Source organism: Microbacterium galbinum (assembly GCF_023091225.1).
Lineage (GTDB): Bacteria > Actinomycetota > Actinomycetes > Actinomycetales > Microbacteriaceae > Microbacterium > Microbacterium galbinum.
The window spans coordinates 1,830,249-1,851,143 of record NZ_JAHWXM010000001.1; the positions used below are offsets into that span (position 1 = coordinate 1,830,249).

At 70.4% G+C, this 20,895-nt stretch carries 22 protein-coding genes; 13 read left to right on the top strand and 9 right to left on the bottom strand.

The features are described 5' to 3' along the window. From KZC52_RS08715 to KZC52_RS08725, 3 genes are all read right to left on the bottom strand, one after another. Window positions 1-891: a carbohydrate ABC transporter permease gene (locus tag KZC52_RS08715; protein ID WP_372491567.1), complete on the bottom strand. Its 891-nt coding sequence runs from the start codon at window positions 889-891 to the stop codon at window positions 1-3. After that, complete coding sequence (locus tag KZC52_RS08720) at window positions 888-1,940, bottom strand: carbohydrate ABC transporter permease (RefSeq protein WP_247623650.1); 1,053 nt, start codon at window positions 1,938-1,940, stop codon at window positions 888-890. The genes KZC52_RS08715 and KZC52_RS08720 overlap by 4 nt, the downstream gene beginning before the upstream one ends. A gap of 76 nt (window positions 1,941-2,016) precedes the next feature. Next, window positions 2,017-3,327 (bottom strand): ABC transporter substrate-binding protein, encoded by a 1,311-nt coding sequence (locus tag KZC52_RS08725; RefSeq protein WP_247623651.1) that lies wholly within the window; start codon window positions 3,325-3,327, stop codon window positions 2,017-2,019. 173 nt (window positions 3,328-3,500) lie between these two features. On the opposite strand from KZC52_RS08725, the gene KZC52_RS08730 reads away from it, so the two are divergent. The 3 genes from KZC52_RS08730 to purQ all read left to right on the top strand — a co-directional run bounded on the left by KZC52_RS08730 (window position 3,501) and on the right by purQ (window position 5,079). Then, on the top strand, window positions 3,501-4,031 hold the full coding sequence (locus KZC52_RS08730) for an adenine phosphoribosyltransferase (protein WP_247623652.1): 531 nt from the start codon (window positions 3,501-3,503) through the stop codon (window positions 4,029-4,031). A gap of 95 nt (window positions 4,032-4,126) precedes the next feature. Further along, on the top strand, window positions 4,127-4,375 hold the full coding sequence (gene purS / locus KZC52_RS08735) for a phosphoribosylformylglycinamidine synthase subunit PurS (protein ID WP_247623653.1): 249 nt from the start codon (window positions 4,127-4,129) through the stop codon (window positions 4,373-4,375). Continuing rightward, window positions 4,372-5,079 carry a phosphoribosylformylglycinamidine synthase subunit PurQ gene (gene purQ, locus KZC52_RS08740; RefSeq protein ID WP_247623654.1) on the top strand — a complete coding sequence of 236 codons (708 nt, stop codon included), beginning with the start codon at window positions 4,372-4,374 and terminating at the stop codon, window positions 5,077-5,079. The genes purS and purQ overlap by 4 nt, the downstream gene beginning before the upstream one ends. Before the next feature lie 61 nt (window positions 5,080-5,140). Here the strand turns inward: purQ and KZC52_RS08745 are convergent, their stop codons facing one another. Beyond that, window positions 5,141-6,409, bottom strand: a complete 1,269-nt coding sequence (locus KZC52_RS08745; protein WP_247623655.1) for a hypothetical protein — start codon at window positions 6,407-6,409, stop codon at window positions 5,141-5,143. A gap of 163 nt (window positions 6,410-6,572) precedes the next feature. Next, complete coding sequence (locus tag KZC52_RS08750) at window positions 6,573-7,004, bottom strand: DUF1761 domain-containing protein (RefSeq protein ID WP_247623656.1); 432 nt, start codon at window positions 7,002-7,004, stop codon at window positions 6,573-6,575. Between the two features lie 86 nt (window positions 7,005-7,090). Here KZC52_RS08750 and KZC52_RS08755 point away from each other — a divergent pair, with 86 nt between their 5' ends. Next, window positions 7,091-8,752 (top strand): glycoside hydrolase family 13 protein, encoded by a 1,662-nt coding sequence (locus tag KZC52_RS08755; protein WP_247623657.1) that lies wholly within the window; start codon window positions 7,091-7,093, stop codon window positions 8,750-8,752. A gap of 82 nt (window positions 8,753-8,834) precedes the next feature. Beyond that, a complete protein-coding gene (locus tag KZC52_RS08760) occupies window positions 8,835-9,833 on the top strand; it encodes a LacI family DNA-binding transcriptional regulator (RefSeq protein ID WP_247623658.1) in 999 nt (332 codons plus the stop codon). 204 nt (window positions 9,834-10,037) lie between these two features. On the opposite strand, the gene KZC52_RS08765 is transcribed toward KZC52_RS08760, so the two are convergent. Beyond that, the gene (locus KZC52_RS08765) at window positions 10,038-10,553 is read right to left on the bottom strand and encodes a flavin reductase family protein (protein WP_247623659.1); all 516 of its coding nucleotides are present in this window, start codon (window positions 10,551-10,553) and stop codon (window positions 10,038-10,040) included. Next, complete coding sequence (gene fdxA, locus KZC52_RS08770; protein ID WP_247623660.1) at window positions 10,550-10,876, bottom strand: ferredoxin; 327 nt, start codon at window positions 10,874-10,876, stop codon at window positions 10,550-10,552. Before fdxA ends, KZC52_RS08765 begins: the two co-directional genes overlap by 4 nt. A gap of 108 nt (window positions 10,877-10,984) precedes the next feature. Here fdxA and soxR point away from each other — a divergent pair, with 108 nt between their 5' ends. From soxR to KZC52_RS08805, 7 genes are all read left to right on the top strand, one after another. Continuing rightward, a complete protein-coding gene (gene soxR / locus KZC52_RS08775; RefSeq protein ID WP_247624735.1) occupies window positions 10,985-11,458 on the top strand; it encodes a redox-sensitive transcriptional activator SoxR in 474 nt (157 codons plus the stop codon). Between the two features lie 146 nt (window positions 11,459-11,604). After that, a complete protein-coding gene (locus KZC52_RS08780; RefSeq protein WP_247623661.1) occupies window positions 11,605-11,958 on the top strand; it encodes a carboxymuconolactone decarboxylase family protein in 354 nt (117 codons plus the stop codon). 10 nt (window positions 11,959-11,968) lie between these two features. Continuing rightward, complete coding sequence (locus tag KZC52_RS08785) at window positions 11,969-13,033, top strand: nucleoside hydrolase (RefSeq protein ID WP_247623662.1); 1,065 nt, start codon at window positions 11,969-11,971, stop codon at window positions 13,031-13,033. A gap of 3 nt (window positions 13,034-13,036) precedes the next feature. Further along, window positions 13,037-14,353 (top strand): acyl-CoA dehydrogenase family protein, encoded by a 1,317-nt coding sequence (locus tag KZC52_RS08790; RefSeq protein WP_247623663.1) that lies wholly within the window; start codon window positions 13,037-13,039, stop codon window positions 14,351-14,353. Next, window positions 14,350-15,615, top strand: a complete 1,266-nt coding sequence (locus KZC52_RS08795) for an LLM class flavin-dependent oxidoreductase (protein ID WP_247623664.1) — start codon at window positions 14,350-14,352, stop codon at window positions 15,613-15,615. The genes KZC52_RS08790 and KZC52_RS08795 overlap by 4 nt, the downstream gene beginning before the upstream one ends. Then, complete coding sequence (locus KZC52_RS08800) at window positions 15,615-16,316, top strand: hypothetical protein (RefSeq protein ID WP_247623665.1); 702 nt, start codon at window positions 15,615-15,617, stop codon at window positions 16,314-16,316. The genes KZC52_RS08795 and KZC52_RS08800 overlap by 1 nt, the downstream gene beginning before the upstream one ends. 331 nt (window positions 16,317-16,647) lie before the next feature. Next, the gene (locus tag KZC52_RS08805; protein WP_247623666.1) at window positions 16,648-16,839 is read left to right on the top strand and encodes a hypothetical protein; all 192 of its coding nucleotides are present in this window, start codon (window positions 16,648-16,650) and stop codon (window positions 16,837-16,839) included. A gap of 138 nt (window positions 16,840-16,977) precedes the next feature. Here the strand turns inward: KZC52_RS08805 and KZC52_RS08810 are convergent, their stop codons facing one another. Together KZC52_RS08810 and KZC52_RS08815 are read right to left on the bottom strand one after the other, a co-directional pair. Continuing rightward, window positions 16,978-18,231, bottom strand: a complete 1,254-nt coding sequence (locus KZC52_RS08810) for an LLM class flavin-dependent oxidoreductase (protein ID WP_247623667.1) — start codon at window positions 18,229-18,231, stop codon at window positions 16,978-16,980. After that, the gene (locus KZC52_RS08815) at window positions 18,228-20,291 is read right to left on the bottom strand and encodes a hypothetical protein (protein ID WP_247623668.1); all 2,064 of its coding nucleotides are present in this window, start codon (window positions 20,289-20,291) and stop codon (window positions 18,228-18,230) included. The genes KZC52_RS08810 and KZC52_RS08815 overlap by 4 nt, the downstream gene beginning before the upstream one ends. 119 nt (window positions 20,292-20,410) lie before the next feature. Here KZC52_RS08815 and KZC52_RS08820 point away from each other — a divergent pair, with 119 nt between their 5' ends. Beyond that, a complete protein-coding gene (locus KZC52_RS08820) occupies window positions 20,411-20,818 on the top strand; it encodes an acyl-CoA dehydrogenase family protein (protein WP_247623669.1) in 408 nt (135 codons plus the stop codon). Window positions 20,819-20,895 lie beyond the last annotated feature (77 nt).

Here is a 20,895-nt window from a genome sequence, read left to right on the forward strand (position 1 = left end):
TCATCCTTTCACCGCGCCCGCCATGATGCCACTGACCAGCTGCTTGCCCGCGACCACGAAGAGCACGAGCAGCGGAAGGGTCGCGAGCACCGCACCGGCGAGCACGATCGAGTAGTCGATGTAGTAACCGGACTGCAGCTGGCTGAGCGCGGTCTGGAGGGTGGGATTCGAGGGCGAGAGCACGATGAGCGGCCACAGGTAGTCGGTCCACGCGGTCATGAACGTGAAGAGTCCGAGGATGGCCATCGCGGGGCGGGCGGCCGGGATCCCGACCGTCAGGAACGTGCGGAACTGGTTGGCGCCGTCGACGCGGGCGGCTTCGATCAGTTCGTCGGGGATGACGTCGACGAGGTACTGCCGCATGAAGAAGACGCCGAACGCGGTGACGAGTGTCGGCACGATCACGGCCCCGATCGAGCCCGTCCAACCCAGCTCGCGCATGAGCATGAACAGCGGGATGATGCCCAGCTGCGTGGGGATCGCCATGGTCGCGATCACGAACACCATGAGGCCGTCGCGTCCCTTGAAGCGCAGCTTCGCGAACGCGTAGCCGGCGAGGGTCGAGAACGTCACGACCGAGATCGTGATGATCCCCGAGATGAGGAACGAGTTCCCCAGCGCCAGCCAGAACGGGATCGCGTCGAACACCTTGGCGGCGTTCGCGAGGAAGTTGCCGCCCGGGATGAGCGGCAGGTTCTCGCCGCGCGTGGCGTTCGTGCCGCTCGCGACGACGACCGACCACCACAGCGGATACACGCTGCCGATCACGAACGCGGCCAGCAGGCCGTAGGTGAGGAAGCCGGGGCGGCTGCCGATCCCCGCGTTGCCGAGGGCGCTGCCCCGGCGACGGCGGATCTTCTCGGGCACGCTCAGTGCCATCGTCGCGGTCATCGTGCGTCCTCCTCGAGGGTGGCGGCGGTCGCGCGGGCCCGGCGGCGCGCGGCGCGGTTGCGGCCGGCATCCCCCGTCGATATCCGTCGCGAGATCAGGAAGTTGATCACGCCGATGCCGACGATCAACAGGAACAGCAGGATGGCGACAGCGGATGCTTCGCCCAGATCGCGCCGGAAGAACGCGAGCTCCCAGAGGAACAGCACGGTCGTCTGGAACTGCCGGTCGCTGCCGCCGATGCCGCCGGCGGTGGAGACGTCGAACAGCCGCGGCTCGGCGAAGATCTGCAGTCCGCCGATGGTCGCCGTGATGATGACGAAGATCAGCGTCGGGCGGATCGTCGGGATCGTGATCGAGAAGAAGCGGCGGGCGGCGCCCGCGCCGTCGAGGGCCGCCGACTCGTAGAGGTCGCGCGGAACGGCCTGCATCGCGGCGAGCAGGATGAGCGCGTTGTACCCCGTCCAGCGGAAGTTCACCATGACCGCGATCGCGATGTGCGACAGCGCGGTGTCGTGCTTCCACTGCTGGTCGGCGATGCCGATGAGGTTGAGCAGGTTGTTGGCGAGACCGTCGGCCTCGTTGAAGATGCTCGAGAAGATGATCGCGACCGCCACCGGGGTGACCACGAACGGGATGAGCACGCTCATGCGCCAGAACGTCGGGGCGCGCAGCCCGCGGTCGAGCAGGTAGGCGATCGTCAGCGCGACCGCGAGCTGCGGGATCGCCGACAGCAGGAAGATGCTGAGGGTGTTGAAGATCGAGTTCCAGAACATCCCGTCGCCGAGGATCTCGACGAAGTTGCCGAAGCCGACGAACCCGCCCTCGCCCTTGAGCAGATCCCACTCGTGCACGGCGACGTACACCGTGTACAGCAGCGGGAACAGGCCCACCAACCCGAACAGCAGGAAGAACGGCGAGATGTAGAAGTACGGCGAGGCGTTCTGGTCGAAGCGGGAGACGCGATGGCGCCAGGAGCGTTTCGGCGGAGCATCCGATTCAGGGGCGGATGCCGCCACCCGCTGCTGCGCGGGCGGTGCGGTGAGAGTCATGGGGTTCCTTTGCGGGATGCTTCGACAGGCTCAGCAACCCCGTACCGATGGGTCCCTGAGCCTGTCGAAGGGCCGGTCAGCCGACCAGGTCGTTCAGGAGGGAGATCGCCTGATCCCAGGCGCCCTTCGTGTCGGTCTCGCCGCGGTCGAGCGCGCTGAGCGCCGGGCCGAAGACGTTCTCCTGGATCACCGAGTCATCGGCGCCCTTGAACTGCGCGACCACGCCCTTCGCGCGCTCCGCGAGGATCGCGCCGGTGGGGGCGTCGTTGAAGAACGCGTTCGGGGTGGCGTCGGCGGCGAGGGTCTCCTGCGCCTTCACCGTCGAGGGGAAGTTGCCGGCCGCGGCCGACTGCTTCACCTGCTGCTCGGGCTGCGTCAGCCAGTCGGCGAGCTCGGCCGCGGCCTCCTTGTGCTGCGAGGACTCGGGGATCGACAGGAACGCGCCGCCCCAGTTCGCCGCTCCGCCGGGGAAGACATCCGCGAAGTCCCAGCCGGTCGAGGCGTCGCCGCCGCCGGCCTCGACCTGACCCTGCACGACGCCGAGCATCCAGCCCGGGCACACGAACGTCGCGAAGGTGCCGTCGACGAACGACTTGCCGCCGTTCCAGTCCCACGCGGTCTGCGCGGCGGACTGGCCGCTCTCGGTCGCCGCCCCCAGCAGCTCGAAGCGCTCCTGCAGCTCGGCGTTGCCCTCGACGTTCAGCTCGCCGTCGGCGGTGTAGTACCCCTCGTCGAGCTGGTTGACCATCGCGTTCCAGACGAAGCCGGAGTGGTCGTACCAGGCCTTGCCGGTCTTGGCCGTGTAGTCGGCACCGACCTGGAAGTAGTTCTCCCAGTCGCCGTTCAGCAGCTCGGCGACCGACTCGCGGTCGCTCGGAAGACCGGCGGCCTCGAACGCGGCGCCGTTGTAGCAGATGCCCGAGGGGCCGATGTCGGTGCCGTAGCCGATGACCCGGCCCTCGGCATCCGTGGCCTGACCGTACTTCCAGTCGACCCAGTCGTCCTTGCGGTCCTCGATGCCGTAGTCGCGCAGGTCGACGAAGGTGTCGGAGACGTCCATGACGGCGCCGAGCCAGCCCTCCTCGATCGCGACGACGTCGCTGAGACCCGAGCCGGCCGCGATCTTGGTGAAGGCGTCGGTGCGGGCGTTGCCGCCGGTGTCGATGTTGGTGGCCTCGATGGTGATGTTCGGGTGGGCGGCCTCGTACTCCTCGTACAGGTCGTCGTAGCCGAAGGTGCCGAACGTGGTGACGGTGAGGGTGATCTCCTCGTCGGCGTTCGAGCCGCCCTCGCCTCCTCCGCCGGTGGAACAGCCGGCGAGGGCGAGGGCCGAGACGGATGCCACGGCTGCGGTCGTGAGGACCCGGTGGCGGGCGCGTGCGTTCACAGTTCACTCCTTTGTGAGGTGGTGCGGTGGGTGGTGCGTCGGGATGGTGCTGAGCCGTGGGCTCCGCGATGGGAGCGCTCCCACGACGTTCCGGCCACGATATGGGAGCGCTCCCACGATTGTCAAGGGCCCCCGTTTTCGAAACCCTCGAACACGAGGAGTACCCTTGCTCAGTGCCCGAAGCCGAACTCTCCCCTGCCCTCGTCCGCGCCCAGTCGCTGATCCGCAACGTGCCGGACTACCCGCAGCCGGGCATCGTCTTCCGCGACATCACGCCGCTGCTCGCCGACGCCGAGGCCCTCCGCGTCACGACCGAGGCCATCATCGAGCCGTTCGCCGGACAGTTCGACGTGATCGCCGGGATCGAGGCCCGCGGGTTCATCCTCGCGAGTGCCGCCGCCATCGCCGCGGGCACCGGACTCATCCCGATCCGCAAGGCGGGCAAGCTGCCCCGCCCCGCGGCATCCGTCGACTACGCCCTCGAATACGGCACCGCCACCATCGAGATGCACGACGACCTGCCCGCGGGATCGCGCGTGCTGCTCATCGACGACGTGCTCGCGACGGGCGGCACCCTCGCCGCCGGCCGCCAGCTCGTCGAGCGCCTCGGCAGCCACGTGGTCGGCATCTCGGTGCTGTTCGAGATCGACGGCCTCGGCGGCCGCGAGCTCATCGGCGATCTGCACACCGTCTTCCACGCCTGAGCGACGCCCCGCGCGCCACGCCCGGCGGCGAATCGCGACCGGAGCAGGGCGGTAGACTGGACGCGCCTTCCTGCCCGCGACTTCTGGAGCCGTTCATGCCCACCATCGTCGTCGACGTCATGCCCAAGTCCGAACTGCTCGACCCGCAGGGGAAGGCCGTCTCCGGAGCGTTCGCACGCCTCGGCGTCGAGGGCTTCTCCGACGTCCGCATCGGGAAGCGCTTCGAGCTCACGGTCGAGGGCGAGGTCACCGACGAGCTGCTCGCCGAGGCGACCCGCATCGCCGACGAGGTGCTGTCGAACTCCGTGATCGAAGACGTCGTGGGCATCGAGGTCGTCGAATGACCGTACGCATCGGGGTCGTCACGTTCCCCGGCTCGCTCGACGACCGCGACGCGCAGCGCGCCGTGCGCATCGCCGGCGCCGAGCCCGTCGCCCTCTGGCACGGCTCGCACGACCTCGAGGGTGTCGACGCCCTCGTGCTGCCCGGCGGATTCAGCTACGGCGACTACCTGCGCGCCGGCTCCATCGCCGCGCTCTCGCCGATCATGGCCGAGGTGAAGGATGCCGCCGCCAAGGGCCTGCCCGTGCTCGGCATCTGCAACGGCTTCCAGATGCTCGTCGAGTCGCACCTGCTGCCCGGCGGACTCATCCGCAACAGCCACCAGCACTTCATCCGTCGCGACCAGAAGCTGACGGTCGAGAACTCCGACACGGCGTGGACCAACGAGTTCCGTCGCGGGCAGGAGATCGTCATCCCGCTCAAGAACGCCGACGGCGGCTACATCGCCGACGAGCAGACCCTCGACCGCATCGAGGGCGAGGGCCTCGTGGCCTTCCGCTACGCGGGCGTCAACCCCAACGGTTCGCTGCGCGACATCGCGGGCATCACGAACGAGGCGGGCAACGTCGTGGGGCTCATGCCACACCCCGAGCACGCGACCGAGGCCGGCTTCGGCCCCGACACCTCGGTGGCCATGCGCTCCGGCATCGACGGGATCGGCTTCTTCGCGAGCGCGATCGCCGCGGTCGCGCGCGTCGCCGCGTAACTTCTTCGACGGAGGGGGCGGATGCTTCGGCATCCGCCCCCTCCGTCATTCCTGCCGCCGGTCAGTCGGCCGGCAGAGTGAAGGGGTTGTCGCCGGCCTCGGCCAGCAGGTACCAGGCGGTCGCGCCGGTGTGCAGGCTCGCGTAGTAGAGGTCGCCGAACCCGGAGTCGAGGCCGTCGGTCGAGGTCGCGACGATGCCCTTGCCGTCGCCGTTCGCGGCATCGCGCTGACCGAGACGGATGCTGTCGAGCAACGTGTCCGCGTAGGCGGCATCGCCGGCGGCATCCCGCAGCTTCAGGGCCAGTGCGAGGTGCGCTGCTCCCTCGAACCAGACCTTCGAGGTGTCGACATCGCTGATCCCGGGGCCCGTGTAGGGGCCGTCGGTGCCGACCAGGTTCGCGAGCGTCCAGTCGAGTGCTGCGTCGTAGCGCGGGTCGCCGGTCGCGAGCGAGGTCCAGGTCTGCGCGTCGAGCGGGATGGGGTGAGTGTTGACCGTGCTGCCGTCGAGCAGCGTACCGGTGTCGACGTGACCGTCGGGGCTCTGCATCGCGGTGACGAACGCGGCGGCGACGGCGGCGCGGTCGGCCCAGACGGTGTCACCGGTGAGCTGGGCGAGCTGCCCGAAGAAACCGGCGATGTCGGCGTTGTGCTCGGTGGACTTCCAGACGAGCGAGTCACCGGCATCCGTCTGCCCACCGGTGTAGCCGAAGGGGGCGCGCACCATGTCGGCGGTGTTCGTCTGGATCCAGTTCGCGATGTCGAGTGCACCGTCGAGGTAGCGCTGGTCGCCGGTGGCGTGGAACAGGCGGGCGAGGGCGAGCCCGGCCCAGGCCTGGTTTCCGGTGAACGTGCCGGGTCCGGTGATCTCCATGCGGCCCTGACGGATGGCGTGGGGCTCGTAGTGCGTGCGCACGCGCCCGTCGCCGATCGGGTCGTTCTCCTGAACGAAGAGCAGCGTCTCGCCGATGCTCTTTGCGCGGCGGATGTCGTCGGGAAGACCGCGGGCGGTGTACGCGATGATGACCAGTGCGTCGTCGTAGACGAACGACGGTGTGAAGTCCCAGGTCGGCGTCGTGAAGAACCCGCCCTCGTAGCTGCGCGGCAGGCACATGCCCTCGCCGTCGCAGAACTGGTCGGTGCGCGCATCGAGGAACTCGTAGGCGAGGGCGATCGACACGGAGGGCTCCGGAGCGGTCGGGTCGGCGGTCTCGTCGGCGGGGACGGGATCTCCGGTGGCAGCGGATGCCGCACCGGCGAGCACGGCGGTGGCGACGAGCGCGACGACCACCGTCCAGCCGACAGCACGACGGGGAGAACGGGAACGAGACATTGGGGGACCTCTCGTCAAACTCCGTGCGCGGTGGGGGAACGCGCACGGGCGACCCGAAGGTCACGCGATGATCATCGCAGTTCCGTCGCCGAGAGGGAAGGGGATTTCTTACAGTTTCTGCTCGTGTATGAATAAAGGCTTCATCGGTGCGGGGCCCGGCGCACTACACGGTCATCGCGGGCGGCCACAGCCCGATGATCGCCGCCATCACGAGCACCGTCACGAGCTCGTGCGCGATGTTGAGGGTCGTGAGCCGGGTCGAGCGCCCCTCGAGGGCGTCGTGGGTGATGAAGCGGGCCGCCGTGAAGCCGGCCCAGAGAGTGACCGCGGTGATGACGGCACCCCAGAACCAGGATCCGCCGTAGAAGTGCCAGGCGATGGCGGATGCTCCGGCGAGCACCCAGGCCGTGATGAAGCTCACGATCACCGTGGTGATGATCGGCCAGACCGCGGTGGCCGCCGGGCGATCCATGTCGACGTTCGCGAGCTTCGACCAGCGCGTACCGAACACCTTCGGCGAGTACCAGATCGAGCCGACGATCATGCTCGACAGCGTGGCCAGCAGAACGGCCCAGTAGTTGATCTCGGGAATCATGCGACACCTCCTCGTGATGGTGCCGTCAGCGTACTCCCGGGTGCGCGGTGCGCGAGTGATGCAAGCGCTTGCATTAGGCTCGGGGGATGCCTGAAATCGAACAGTTCGCCGCGCCCGGATCCGAGTGGTGGCGCAGCGCCGTCATCTACCAGATCTACCCCCGCTCCTTCGCCGACGCCTCGGGCGACGGCATCGGCGACCTCCCCGGCATCACCAGCCGCCTGGACTCGCTGAAGGACCTCGGCGTCGATGCGATCTGGCTGAGCCCCTTCATGACCAGCCCGCAGCGCGACGCCGGGTACGACGTCGCCGACTACCGCGACGTCGACCCGCTCTTCGGCACCCTGGCCGACTTCGACACCATGCTCGAGGCGGCCCATGCCCGCGGCATCCGCGTGATCGTCGACCTCGTGCCCAACCACTCGTCCGACCAGCACGTGTGGTTCCAGGAGGCACTGAAGGCGGCGCCCGGAAGCCGCGAGCGCGCCCGCTACATCTTCCGCGACGGAAAGGGCGAGAACGGCGAACTGCCCCCGAACAACTGGGAGTCGGTGTTCGGCGGCGGCATGTGGCAGCGCGTGACCGAGGCAGACGGCACCCCCGGCCAGTGGTACCTGCACATCTTCGACGCCACCCAGCCCGACTTCGACTGGACCAACGAAGAGGTGCGCGAGGAGTTCCGTTCGATCCTGCGCTTCTGGCTCGACCGCGGCGTCGACGGCTTCCGCGTCGACGTGGCGCACGGCATGATCAAGGCCGACGGCCTGCCCGACTACACCCCTCCGTCGGATGCCGACTCGATGGGCGGCGGCGAGGCGAACGTGCCGTACTGGGGTCAGGACGGCGTGCACGACATCTACCGCGACTGGCACGAACTGCTCGCCGAGTACGACGGCGACCGCGCCCTCTGCGGCGAGGCCTGGCTGCCGACGCTGAAGAAGACCTCGCTGTGGGTGCGCCCCGACGAGATGCACCAGACCTTCAACTTCCCGTACCTGATGACCGCGTGGGACGCGAAGGCACTCGGCGACGTCATCCGCGAATCGCTCGACGACTTCGGAGCGGTCGGCGCCCCCAGCACCTGGGTGCTCTCGAACCACGACGTGGTGCGCCACGCCACCCGCCTCGCCCTCACGGTCGACAACCCGCAGGGCGAGGGCATCGGCCCCCACACCCCGAGCAAGCCCGACGCCGTGATCGGCCTCGCCCGCGCCCGCGCGGCGACGACCCTCATGCTCGCGCTGCCCGGCTCGTCGTACCTCTACCAGGGCGAGGAGCTGGGCCTACCGGAGGCCATGGAGATCCCCGACGAGTACCGTCAGGACCCGACCTGGTTCCGCACGAAGCACGAGCGCTACGGACGCGACGGATGCCGCGTGCCGCTGCCCTGGGAGGCGGATGCCCCGGCGTTCGGCTTCAACGACACCGGACTCTCGTGGCTGCCGCAGCCCGACGAATGGGCGACGCACGCGCGCGACGTCGAGCTGGCCGACCCGAACTCCACCCTCTCGCTCTACACCGAACTGCTGGCGCTGCGCCGTGCGCACGGCTTCGGCTCGGGCTCGCTGGTCTGGGAGGACTTCGGTGCGGATGCCGTCGCCTTCCGCCGCGATGACGTGCACGTGGTCGCGAACCTCGGCACTGCACCGATCGCGCTGCCCGACGACGCGACGTTCCTCGTGAAGAGCCAGCCCTTCGCGGGCTCGGAGCTTCCCGTCGACACGACCGTCTGGTTCACGCGGGGCTGATGCCCTCCGGCCGGGGCCGCACGTGCGTGCGGCCCCGGCATCCGCTCACCCACCCGATCACCCCGATTCGAAAGGCGGCGCGATGGCGAGCATCGACGACGTGGCACGACTGGCCGGCGTCTCGACGGCGACCGTCTCGCGCGCCCTGAGCGGGCGCGGCAAGGTGTCGGACGAGACGCGCGCACGGGTTCTGGGGGCCGCCGACAGCCTCGGCTACGTGGTGTCGTCGCGTGCGTCGAGCCTCGCCTCCGGGCGCACCCGCACGGTCGGGGTGATCGTTCCCTACCTCGACCGCTGGTTCTTCAGCACCGTGCTGTCGGGGGTGTCGTCCGCGCTCATGCGCGCCGGCTTCGACATCACCCTCTACAACATCACCCCCGACCGCGAGACGCGGCGGCACGTGTTCGACACCTTCCTGCGGCGTCAGGGCGTGGATGCCGTGATCGCCGTGTCGATCCGGCTCGACGACGACGAGACGCGTCGGCTGCTCGAGCTGGGGATGCCGATCATCGCGATCGGCGGACCGCATCCGACCCTCGAGACCCTCACGGTCGACGAGCTCGGCATCGCCCGCCTCGCCACCGAGCACCTGATCGGGCTGGGCCACCGAGACATCGCGTACATCGGAGCGACCGCCGAGTTCGACGAGGAGTTCCATGTGCCGACCAATCGTCGCCGCGGGTTCGAGGAGGCGCTGGTCGACGCGGGCATTCCGGTCGACCCGTCGCTCGTGGTGGCCGCCGACTTCACGATCGCGGGCGGCCTGCGCGCCGCTCATCAGTTGCTCGGCGGGGGCGGTCCACGGCCGACCGCGGTGTTCGCGGCATCCGATGAGATGGCGATCGGGGCGATCCTCGCGGCGCGGGAGCACGGCATCCGCGTTCCGGAGGATCTCTCGGTGATCGGCATCGACGGGCATGAGCTCGGCGAGATCTTCGGGCTCACCACGGTCGATCAGTTCCCGCTGCAGCAGGGCGAGCGCGCGGCCGCCGCGGTGCTCGCGCAGCTGGGCGAAGGCGAGGTCCCGCCCGCCGATCTGCCGTTCGTGCTCACGGACCGGGGTTCGACCGCCGCGGTGTGAGCGGATCGGGGTTCACAACTCCGGAGAGAACGGGCGTTCCGGGGTAGTTTTCGGCCAGAACCGGGGTTCGGGGGCCGGTTCTGAGGAGTTATGCGCCGCGGGGGGCGTACCTAACTCAGGAAGAACGGGCGCGATCGTCCGATTCAGTGGCCGAAACTGCCGTTCGACGGCCGATGTTCCTGAGTTGGGTACGCGCGGGGCCGGTCAGGGCTGGTGCGGGAGGCTGTGGAACTTGCGGTCGACGTAGACGAGGGGGCGGCCCTGCGGGCCGGCGAACACCTCGAGCACCTCGGCGATCACCACGCTCGACGTACCGACGGGCACCGTCTGCAGCGCGCGGCAGCGCAGGGCGAAGCGGGCTGCGGGCAGGTACGGCTCGCCCGTCGGCAGGGTGCTCCACTGCTGCTCGGGCGTGAAGCGCTCCGACCCGCTCACGGCGAAGCTCTGCGCCAATTCGGAGTGATCGTGATCGATCAGGTGCACGACGAAGGTCGGGGCCGAGAGGAGCCCGCCCGCGCTTCCGGTCGCCCGGGTGACCGAGAACACGATCGCGGCCGGGTCGACGGCGACGGATGCCACGCTCGACGCGGTGAGACCGACGGGGCCCTCGGGGGTCGCCGCGGTGATGATCGCGACGCCGGCGGGGTGGGTGCGGAACGCCGCCTTGAGCCCTTCGCCGACGGCGCTGGGGACGGGGATGCCGGATTCTGAGGTGCTCACTCGGCGCCCTCCTGCGGGGGAAGTGCGGCGATGAGCGGGTGGTCGTGCGCGATCATGCCGACCTTGGCCGCACCCCCGGGCGAGCCCACCTCGTCGAAGAACTCGACGTTCGCCTTGTAGTAGTCGGTCCACTCGTCGGGCAGGTCGTCCTCGTAGAAGATCGCCTCGACGGGGCACACCGGCTCGCACGCCCCGCAGTCGACGCACTCATCGGGGTGGATGTAGAGCGAGCGTTCACCCTCGTAGATGCAGTCGACGGGACACTCGTCGATGCACGCGCGGTCCTTGACATCGACGCACGGCAGGGCGATCACATAGGTCATCGGGTCTTCCTTCGGGTCAGCGTTCCACGCTAAAACCTCAAGTACACTTTAGGTCAAATCCGCGGGCCAGGATCCGCGGGCATGAGCCACAGTATTCCGGAGGCAGGGATGACCTCGCACGCCGATGCCGCGCACACCGCCGAGGACGCCCTCTCGATCGGCGAGATGACGCGACGCACGGGGGTCGCGGCATCCGCTCTGCACTTCTACGAGTCGATCGGCCTCATCGCCTCGTTCCGCACGCCCGGCAACCAGCGCCGCTACCCGCGGCACATGATCCGGCGGGTGTCGCTCATCGCGGTGGCGAAGCGCCTCGGCATCCCGCTCGCCGACGTGCAGACAGCGTTCGCCGACGTGCCGCTCACCGAGACCCCGAGCCACGACGACTGGCAGCGCGCCTCGCGCCGCTGGAAGCGCGCGCTCGAGAAGCGTCGAGAGGGCATCGAGCGCCTCGAACGCGAACTGACCGGATGCATCGGCTGCGGATGCCTGTCGATGAAGGCGTGCGGTCTGCTGAACCCCGACGACGCACTCGGCAGTCTCGGGGCGGGCCCCCGCCGACTCAGCGACGACCAGGTCTGACCGCTCGCTCCGGATGACCTCGTGTTGCACTCCGAGGTGCGGGGCGGATGCCGCAGGTCTTAGCGTCGCGGTAGACCCTCCTTCCTCGGTGGCGCCGTCGCGCCCGGCGGCGGGAGCACCCGACGCACACCAGCAGAGAGCAGAGCATGAGCGCCTACTTCGACAGCGAAGCCGACAAGACCTACACGAAGGTCTACAAGGAACACACCCCCGACATCCTCGCGGCGTTCGCGGCCTTCGACAGCGCCGTGTTCGCTCCCGACGAGTCGCGGGCGATCCCGCTGAAGTACCGCGAGCTGATCGCGCTGGCCGTGGGCATCACCACGCAGTGCGTGTACTGCATCGACGCGCACTCGCAGAAGGCCGTCGCGGCCGGTGCCGACGAGGCCGAACTGGCCGAGGCCGCCTGGGTCGCGACCGCCATCCGCGCCGGTGGTGGCTTCGCGCACGGACGCCTGGCGTTCAAGCTCGCCGAGCCCGCGCACCAGCACCAGCACTGAGAGCAGGATCATGCCCGACTTCGCCCGCGAGAAGCAGTGGATCGTCGTCGACACCGACACCGGCATCGACGACGCCCACTCCCTGCTCTACCTGCTCGCCCAGCCCGACGTCGAGATCGTCGGTATCACGACGATCTACGGGAACTGCGCGGTCGAGGACTCGGCCCGCAACGTCGCGTACGTGCTCGACGTGGCGGACGCCCCGCGCATCCCGATCTACCTGGGCGCGAGCGGTCCCCTCGACGGCGACCCGTCGATCGCCTGGTTCGTGCACGGACACGACGGCCTCGGCGACCGCGGCTTCGAGCGCCCCGAGCCCACGCTCGAGGCGGAGTCCGCGGCCGACTACCTCGTGCGCATCGCCAACGAGCACCCGGGTCAGATCGACCTGCACCCGCTCGGACCGCTCACGAACATCGCGCTGGCGCTCGAGAAGGACCCGGAGCTGTTCCTGAAGTTCCGCTCGGTCGTCATCATGGGCGGCGCGGGCCCGTACCCGGCGCCCGGAACCCCGACCGTGACCGATGCGAACACGAACAACGACCGCGCGGCGGCCGAGGCCGTGTTCGGCGCCGTGAACAGCGGCAACGTGATCATGGTGGGCGTCAACGTGACCTCGCAGGCGCTGCTCGAGGAGGACGTCACGGCGCTGCTGCTCGGCTCCGATCTGCCGGCGGCGCACTTCGCGGGCACGATCCTCGATGCGTACAACGACTTCTACCAGTACAAGTGGGGGCGCCGGATCTCGGCCGCCCACGACGGACTGTCGTCGGTGATCCTGCATCGCCCCGAGATCGTGACGGGCTGGATCGAGGGCCCGGTCGACTTCACCCCGGCCGCGGGTTCGCTCGCGACTCGGGTCGCTCTCACGAGCGACGGCCTGCCGCTGGTGTGGGGCACGCCCGAGGGCGCCTCGACGCGGGCGGTGACCTCGTTCGATCTGACCGAGTTCCGCCGCCGCTTCGTGCACGCGCTCGCTTACGGCCGCACGCGTCCGGCGCTCGACCCGGCCGGTCGCACGGCCCCCGCGGGCTGGCCGAACTCCGGCCCGTCGGGCACGGGCGGGACGGACTGACGGATGCCGGAGGATCTGCTCGCGTTCACCTCGGTCGCAGACGTCGGGGTCGCCCTGGCGAACGTCGCCGAGATCGATGAGGTCATCGGCCGCATCGCCGCAGAGTCGCCGGCGCGCGACCACGACCGCGACCCCGAGCGTGGACTCCGAACCGACGTGCGCGAGCTCGCCCGCCTCGGGCTGACGGCGGCGAGACTGCCCGTCGCCGCCGGGGGCGCGGGGCTCACGTACCCGCAGCTCGTCGACCTGCAGATCCTCCTGGCCCGTGCCGACGCGAACGTCACGCAGAGCCTGCGCACGCACTTCACCACCAGCGACCGCGCCGCCCGCGCCATCGCCCGCGGTGAGACGGATGCCGCGACCGCCGAGATCGCGGCCGGCCTGCTCTTCGCCGGCGCGACCACCGAGGGCGCCGGAGAGATCGGCACGGTGGGCACGACACTGCGCACGGATGCCGACGGCATCCTGCGTCTGAACGGACGCAAGGCCTATGCGACCGGCACGGGCTACGCCGACCGGATCTCGGTGCTCGCTTCCGACGAGGACGGCCGGCATCTGGTCGCGATCGTGGCTGCGGATGCCGAGGGCGTCGTGCTGCACGACGACTGGGACGGCGTGGGCCAGCGGCTCACCACCTCGGGCACGGTCGAGTTCACCGACGTCGTCGTCGACCCGGAGCGCGTGCGCGTGGGCGAGGGCTCGCGCACCGACCGGCTCGGCAACCTCGACGCCGTGCTGCAGCTCACGCATCTCGCGACGCTGGCCGGGATCGCGCTGCGCACCCGCGACGACGCGATCGCCTGGCTGCGCTCGCGCACCCGCAACTTCAGCCACGCCTCGACCGCCGTGCCCGCCGACGACCCGCAGCTGCAGGAGCGCATCGGCACTCTCGACGGTCTCGCGCAGGCCGTGGTGGCGTCGGTGCGCACGGCGGCCGCGCTGCTCGGAGCCGACCTGGATCGCCCCCTCTCCGAGCAGACCGGTGACGGGCACCTCGCCGTCACACGCGCGCAGATCACGGTGCCGGCGCTCGTGCAGCAGGCCGCGCAGAGCGTCTTCGACCTGGGCGGCGGATCGCTCGTCGACGGCCGCCTCGCCCTCGATCGGCACTGGCGCAACGCCCGCACGCTCAGCAACCACAACCCCGTGCACCTCAAGGCCCGGGCGCTCGGCGAACGCGCGCTGGTCGGCAGCGACCTCCCCGAGATCTGGTACGTCGGCACGGGTCGGCTCGGGGCATCCGCTCCGGCATCCGCCACCGCATCCACGACAGCATCCGCGACCGCGTCCACGCCCGCTGAGAAGGAGCCCGCCCGATGACCCGCCCCCTCGTGATCGGCGCGAACGTCTACGACTACGGCACGGATGCCGGTGCCTGGCGCGCGCCGGGCGAAGACCCGTTGCGGGTGTTCGGCGCCGACTTCTGGCGCGACGCCGCCCGCACAGCGGAGGACGCCGGCATCCACGCGATCTTCCTCGCCGACACCCCGGGACTCGCATCGAACCCGGCGATCCGTCCGAGCCGGCTCCTCGAACCCCTCGCCGCGCTGGCCACGGTCGCCGCCGAGACCGAGCACCTCGGCATCATCTCGACCGTCTCTTCGAGCACGAACGACCCGGTCGAACTCGCCCGCCGTCTGCTCAGCGTCAGCGCCTTCAGCGGCTCACGGTTCGGGTGGAACGTCGTCACGGGGGTCACCGGTCCCGCCGTCACCGACTTCGGCTACACCTCCGACCCCGGACGCGAGGAGCGCTACGCCCGCGCCGAGGAGTTCGTCGATGCCTACACGGCGTTCCTCGCCGCCGTGCAGGGCGACACCGACTACGTGCACGAGGGCGAGTACTTCGGCGACAGCATCCGTCGTGCCGATCTGGGCGTCGATCCCGCGATCCGGGCTCTGCTGCCCGACGTCGCGCCTCTCGTGGTGCAGGCCGGCGGCTCGCCGCGCGGGCGTCAGCTCGCCGCCGCGAGCGCCGAGGCCGTGTTCGCAGCCGAGACCGTGAAGGAGACGGCGGCCGAGAACCGCCTCGACCTGCGCCGCCGGTCGGCGGAGCTCGGTCGGCCCGCGCCGCTCGTGCTGCCCGGCATCCACCTCGTCGTCGGTTCGACCGAGGAGGAGGCCGAGCGCCGCTTCCAGACGATCCACGAGCTCAGCCCCGACGGCTACGTGCTCAAGCGCTTCACCGCGATGTTCGGCATCGACGGCTCGCGGCTCGACCTCGACGCCCCGGCCGAGGGCGAGATCCAGCGCCTGTCGGGCGACCCCTCGGCCGCGCCGATCGGGTTCCGCAAGGCGATCGCCGCCTACGGCGCAGCCGGAAACCTCACCGTGCGCGAGCTGCTGCGGTACTTCGCCGGTTTCGGGCACCAGCTCTTCGTCGGCTCGCCCGAGCGGCTCGTCGACATCATGACCGACTGGGTGGATGCCGGAGCCGCCGACGGCTTCAACCTGCTGTTCGACACCAACCCGTGGGGCCTGCGCGAGTTCGCCGAGCACGTGACGCCCGTGCTGCGCACGCGCGGGCTGCTCGCCTCGCACGGCGATCAGCCGTTCACCCGCTGGATGAGAGAGGCCCGCTGATGACCCGTCTGCTGCGCGTCGACGACGCCACCCTCGCCGCCTTCGCGGTGCGCTCGGGCTCCGGACGTGCGGCGCGCGCCGCACTCGGCGCCGAACTGGATGCCGCGGCCGACGTGCTGCTGCTCGGCGACCTCACCGGCCCCGGGCCCGACCGCACCGCCGCCGCGGGGGCGCTGCTCGCGATCACGCAGCGGGTCGTCGTGGTGCCGATCATCGGTGAGCGGCAGCATCCGATCAACCTGGGTCGGAACATCTCGACCCTGTCGAACCTGCACGGGCGGCGGATCGGTCTGGCCGGGACGTCGGCATCCGTGCTGGCGCTGATCTCGCGGCTGTTCGAGTCGTGGCCGCTCGATGCGATGGTCGGTGATTCCGAGGCCGGGGTGTACGTCGACGATTCGCGCATCGTGCGGATCTCGGACCTCGCGTTCCCGTCGATCGGCGGGCCGCTGACGGTGCCGGTGGATGTGTCGGACAAACCCGTGACGGTGCTGCTGTCGGCTTCTGCCGAGGTGGGGCCGGGGGTCGATGTGGTGCTCGACGCGGCCGCGCTGCCGGTGTGGGGAACGGTGCCGGTGATCGGTGACGAGGGCGATGAGGACATCGTCGGGGCGCGTACGGCCTTCGGCCTCGGTGCGTCTGCGGCGATCGCGGTCGGCGCTCCGGCCTTCGCCGGGTCGGGTCGGCTCGACCAGGTCTGAGGTTTCGGGGCGGGACGCTTCGACAGGCTCAGCGACCCAGCTTCTTCACACGACTGGGTCCCTGAGCTTGTCGAAGGGCCCCACCCCACAGCACCCGCCCCGCTTCGGAGGAGATCACACGCTCCGCAGGATCAGAACAGCGGATGCCTCCTGCACAAGGCGAGATCTCCTCCCCTCGCGCGTGCGCGAGCCCCTCTCGCACCGCGTGGGGCGGAGTTCTCCGTGATGGGCGGAGGGATCGGGGGAAGATCTCCGCCCGACGGCGAGATCTCCGCCGGCACCGTTCGGGTGCGGAGCGCCACTCCTCTCTGCTCGCCGATACGCTCGGAGCATGACGCGTTTCGGCAGGTACCGCGGGATCCGGGTGGAGATCGTGCCGGCGCCGCGTGGCGACGTGTCGCTCTTCACCGACGAACCGCGAGCCACCGAAGAGGGATTCGTGCCGTACGGGTTCGAGCGACCCGAGATCCAGCAGTGGGTCAAGAACGTCGCCCCCGATGATCCGGAGCTTCGGCGGGACTGACCGCGTGAGCCTTCGACGGGCTCAGCGGCCCCGTTCCGTCACCGACCGGAGGAGATCACACCTTCCGCAGGATCAGCACAGTGGATGCCTCCTGCTCAGCACGAGATCTCCTCCCGCCGCGCGGCACGAACCGCCCGCCTAGGGCCGGCGGAAGCGCTCCAGCACCCCGCCCTGGCCGTACTCGCGGCGGAAGATCCCGCGGCGCTGCAGCTCGGGCACGACCTGGTCGACGAAGTCCTCCAACCCGGACGGGAACAGGTCGAGCATGATGTTGAAGCCGTCGGCCGACCCCGCCCGGAACCACTCCTCCATCGTGTCGGCGATCTGCTCGGGCGTCCCGGCGAGGAACCGCTGCCCGTACCCGCCGAAGTCGCGCAGCAGGCGGCGGATCGTCGGCTGCTCCGACCGGATCCGCTCGATGAGCACCCGGCGGTACGCCGCCGACCATCCGGCATCCTGCGCCTCGGCATCCGCCAGCACCTTCTCGGGCACCTGCGCGTCGAGGTCGAGCCCCGAGAAGTCGGCGCCGAGCGCCTTCGACAGCTCGTTGAGGCTGTAGGTCGCGGGGGCGAGGTGCTCCCAGTGGTCGAAGCGGTCCCAGGCCTCCTGCTCGGTGCTGCCGATCACGACCGCGAGCCCCGGGAAGACCCGCACGTCGTCGGTCGAGCGACCGGCCTCGACGGCGTAGGAGCGGATCTTCTGACGGTGCTCCGCCGCGGATGCCGGGTCGTGGTCGACCGAGTACACCCCGTCGGCGACGAGCCCGGCGAGACGCCAGCCCGGCTCAGACCCGCCGGCCTGCACGATGGCAGGCCGCTCGGGCACGAGGGCGTCCATCTCGAGCCCGGCATGCACCGAGAACGAGCCGTCGTGATCCACGATGTCGGAAGTGCCCGCGGTCTCCCACAGGCGCTTGATGACGGTCACGAACTCCTCGGCGCGGGCGTACCGCACGGCACGCTCGGGCACCTCGGTGATGCCGAAGTTGCGCACGGCCTCGACGTCCCAGCTGGTGACGGCGTTCCACGCGAAGCGCCCCTGCGTCGCGGTGTGCAGCGCCCACAGGCGGCGCGCGAGTTCGACCGGCTCGTTGAGGGTGGTGGATGCCGTCGCCACGAAGCCCAGGTGCTCGGTGGCCGCGGCCATCGCCGGCACGAGAACGCCCGGATCGAGGTACTGCACCGGACGGCTGCGCGGGTCGGTGATCGCCGGGCGGTCGGCGAGGAAGATCGCGTCGACGAGACCGCGCTCGGCGATACGGGCCACGTTCTGCCAGTGCGCGAGGTCGACGATCGCGTCAGGGCGGATGTCGGGGGCGCGCCAGGCGGCGGGTCGCTGCCCGACGCCGAGCACGTTGATGTTGACCGTGAGCAGGCGGTTCTCGTCGCTCATGATGCCTCCGTCTCGCTGCCGCGCTCGAAGCGGGCGGATGCTCCGGGGAGTTCGTACAGGGCGGGCGCGGGCAACCGCAGCCGGGCGCGCAGGGTCTGGGGAGCGGCATCCGAGTCGGCATCCGACCCGGCATCCGCGATCTGCGGCAGCGCACGGGCGATCGCGAGCAGTCCGTCGATGTCATCCACCGCATGGCCGGTCGCGAGCGGGTGGCCCGCGGCATCCGCGTAGGGCAGCACCCAGGCGTCGTCGCGCACGAGCAGGTCGACGTAGCGGTGCACGTCGTCGAACCGGCGCGACGACACGAACACCGGCAGGTGCTGCGGGCTGCTCGGCACGTTGAGCGGGCCCGCCGTCGGGAAGGCGCCGTCGGCGTTGATGCGACGGATGCTCTCGGTCTGCGCGAAGTGGCGGGCACCGGCATCCGCGGCGATGCTCTCCCGCGGCCAGGTGCGCAGCAGCTGCTGCACGACGCGGATGCGGTCGCGCTGCTCCTCGGTCTCGGTGTCGCCGTCGTCGAGCACCCAGGCGGTGCGTCCGCCCGACAGCTGCTCGAGCGAAGCGAGGCGCCGGGCGAGGTTGTACGGGTGGCCGGTGAGCGACAGATCGCCGGTGCCGACGGCGAACCACGCCTCGGGGAGGCGGTGCAGCAGGGTCGCGATCGCGACGGCTGCGTCGAAGTGCGCGCCCGGGCGCTCGTCGAACTGGAAGAGCACGGGCTCGCGACCGCCGAACGCCGCGGCCACCGCATCGAGCGAGCGCGGGTCGGCGGCGAGGCGGGCGGCGAGCGCGGCATCGAGCCGCACGACGCTCAGAGGACGGATGCCGTCGGCGATCGACTGCGCGACGGCGGCCTCGCGCTCGGCGGGATCGGCGATGCGATCGATCGCGTAGATCTCGCGGTCGGCGATCGCGCGCAGGCGGTGCAGCACGGGGTTGTGCGTCGACAGCGTCTGCGCGTTGCGCCAGAACCGGTCGAGACGCAGGGAACTGCGCAGGTTCTGCGCTTCGGCGACGGCTTCTGAACCATCGGCGAGCAGCGCCGGCAGCGTCATGAGCTTGTCGGTGGCCTCGATGACCTGCGGCACGATCGTGGCCTGCGCCTGGAAGACGGCGTTGACCGCGTCGTCGGCGAGGGCCTCGGCATCCGCATCTCCGGCGATGATCGCCCGGTGCGCGATCTCGCTCAGCCGACCGATCTCGCCGAGCGAGGCGCGGGCCGAGGCGACGAGCGCGCTGATGCGGCCGTAGCCCTCGAGCACGAGGATCGGCGATCCGCCGTGCGCGCGGTCGATCTGGTCGATGAGATCGGATGCCGCGGCGCGAGCACCCTCGCCGATACCCACGAGCACCGCGAGCAGGATCATCTGCTGCCAGCCCGGGGTGCCGAGGTGCTGCGTCTGCCACGGGGCGACGTCGTCGGGATCGACCGGAGCTCCGTCGAGCACGGTCGTTCCGCTGGCGGTGGCGCGCTGGCCGAAGCCGGTCCAGTCGTCGAGGAGCGTGACGCCTTCGGCATCCACCGGCAGCGCCGCGATCACGAGGTCGCCGGCATCGTCGACCGCGCTGTACTCGAGCCAGTCGGCGTAACGGCTGCCCGTGGAGTAGAACTTGCGGCCGGTGAGACGCGGGACGCCGGTCTCGGTCGAGAGGCGGGTGGTGAAGACGCTCCGGCCGGAGCCGTCGGCCTCGGTCCAGCCGCCGCCGATGATCGAGCCCGCGGCGACGCGGGAGATCCAGCGGTCGCGCAGCGGGCCGGCGGGCGACTTCACGTGACGCTCGGTCGCGAGCACGTGGGTGCGCCAGGCCTGGGCGAGGTTGGAATTGGCCGCCGCGATCGCGAGCAGGGCGTCGAGCAGGTCGAGCACGTCGCCGCCCAGACCGCCCTCGGCCACGGGCACGCGGATGCGGCCGAAGCCGGCGGCGGCGAGACGGGTGAAGAAGCTCTGCGGGAGCTCGGGGGCATCGGCGATGCTCGCCTGGCGGATCTCGTCGAGGAGCGCCGGGATTCCGGGGGTTCTCCGCGCCCAATCCAGGGAGCCGAACGGACGGGAGGTCATGGCTTCAGCGTATCCAGCACCGGGGAGCGGGGGCGTCCCTGTTAACGCGCATGACGTTCGCGACGGATGCCGTTCGATACAGTCGGAGCATCCCGCCGCTTTCTTCTCCGAGGAGCACCATGCCCGCCTCAGCTCTGCCGTCCGACCGCGCCACCGGGCTGGTGCGCGACCTCGCCGACCTGATCGCCGAGGTCACCGAGACGGGCGCCGCGCAGACCGCAGCGCGCACCCGCCGTCAGCAGCACGGCAACACCGAGCGCGCGGCCGACGACCCGCAGTTCCTGCGGGTTCTCGCCGATTCCGCCGCCCGTTCGGCCGTGGCTTCGGCCGCCGCGGAGTCGGTGCTGCGTCGCGCGGCGGAGGGCACGGCATCCGTCGCCGATGTCGAACTCGTGGCCGCGGGTCTCGTGCCCCTCGCCGGCGATGCCGTTCGGGCGCTGTTCGAGACGCTCGGCGCCTCGGCCACCCTGTCGGAGCACGGCCTCCACCACTTCTGGACCCGCCTGCACGACCTCGAGGCCCGGTAGCTACACCGGTCCCTGAGCGAGCGAAGCGACGAGACGAAGGGCGCCCAGGAACCGAGAGAGGGCGCTCAGGGGTCTGT

Excerpts from the sequence above, each read along its gene's own strand:
- KZC52_RS08715 (WP_372491567.1), bottom strand. The coding sequence starts at position 891 with ATGACCGCGACGATGGCACTGAGCGTGCCCGAGAAGATCCGCCGTCGC.
- KZC52_RS08720 (WP_247623650.1), bottom strand. The coding sequence starts at position 1,940 with ATGACTCTCACCGCACCGCCCGCGCAGCAGCGGGTGGCGGCATCCGCC.
- purS (WP_247623653.1), top strand. The coding sequence starts at position 4,127 with ATGCCCACCATCGTCGTCGACGTCATGCCCAAGTCCGAACTGCTCGAC.
- purQ (WP_247623654.1), top strand. The coding sequence starts at position 4,372 with ATGACCGTACGCATCGGGGTCGTCACGTTCCCCGGCTCGCTCGACGAC.
- KZC52_RS08745 (WP_247623655.1), bottom strand. The coding sequence starts at position 6,409 with ATGTCTCGTTCCCGTTCTCCCCGTCGTGCTGTCGGCTGGACGGTGGTC.
- KZC52_RS08750 (WP_247623656.1), bottom strand. The coding sequence starts at position 7,004 with ATGATTCCCGAGATCAACTACTGGGCCGTTCTGCTGGCCACGCTGTCG.
- KZC52_RS08755 (WP_247623657.1), top strand. The coding sequence starts at position 7,091 with ATGCCTGAAATCGAACAGTTCGCCGCGCCCGGATCCGAGTGGTGGCGC.
- KZC52_RS08760 (WP_247623658.1), top strand. The coding sequence starts at position 8,835 with ATGGCGAGCATCGACGACGTGGCACGACTGGCCGGCGTCTCGACGGCG.
- fdxA (WP_247623660.1), bottom strand. The coding sequence starts at position 10,876 with ATGACCTATGTGATCGCCCTGCCGTGCGTCGATGTCAAGGACCGCGCG.
- soxR (WP_247624735.1), top strand. The coding sequence starts at position 10,985 with ATGACCTCGCACGCCGATGCCGCGCACACCGCCGAGGACGCCCTCTCG.
- KZC52_RS08780 (WP_247623661.1), top strand. The coding sequence starts at position 11,605 with ATGAGCGCCTACTTCGACAGCGAAGCCGACAAGACCTACACGAAGGTC.
- KZC52_RS08785 (WP_247623662.1), top strand. The coding sequence starts at position 11,969 with ATGCCCGACTTCGCCCGCGAGAAGCAGTGGATCGTCGTCGACACCGAC.
- KZC52_RS08790 (WP_247623663.1), top strand. The coding sequence starts at position 13,037 with ATGCCGGAGGATCTGCTCGCGTTCACCTCGGTCGCAGACGTCGGGGTC.
- KZC52_RS08795 (WP_247623664.1), top strand. The coding sequence starts at position 14,350 with ATGACCCGCCCCCTCGTGATCGGCGCGAACGTCTACGACTACGGCACG.
- KZC52_RS08800 (WP_247623665.1), top strand. The coding sequence starts at position 15,615 with ATGACCCGTCTGCTGCGCGTCGACGACGCCACCCTCGCCGCCTTCGCG.
- KZC52_RS08805 (WP_247623666.1), top strand. The coding sequence starts at position 16,648 with ATGACGCGTTTCGGCAGGTACCGCGGGATCCGGGTGGAGATCGTGCCG.
- KZC52_RS08810 (WP_247623667.1), bottom strand. The coding sequence starts at position 18,231 with ATGAGCGACGAGAACCGCCTGCTCACGGTCAACATCAACGTGCTCGGC.
- KZC52_RS08815 (WP_247623668.1), bottom strand. The coding sequence starts at position 20,291 with ATGACCTCCCGTCCGTTCGGCTCCCTGGATTGGGCGCGGAGAACCCCC.
- KZC52_RS08820 (WP_247623669.1), top strand. The coding sequence starts at position 20,411 with ATGCCCGCCTCAGCTCTGCCGTCCGACCGCGCCACCGGGCTGGTGCGC.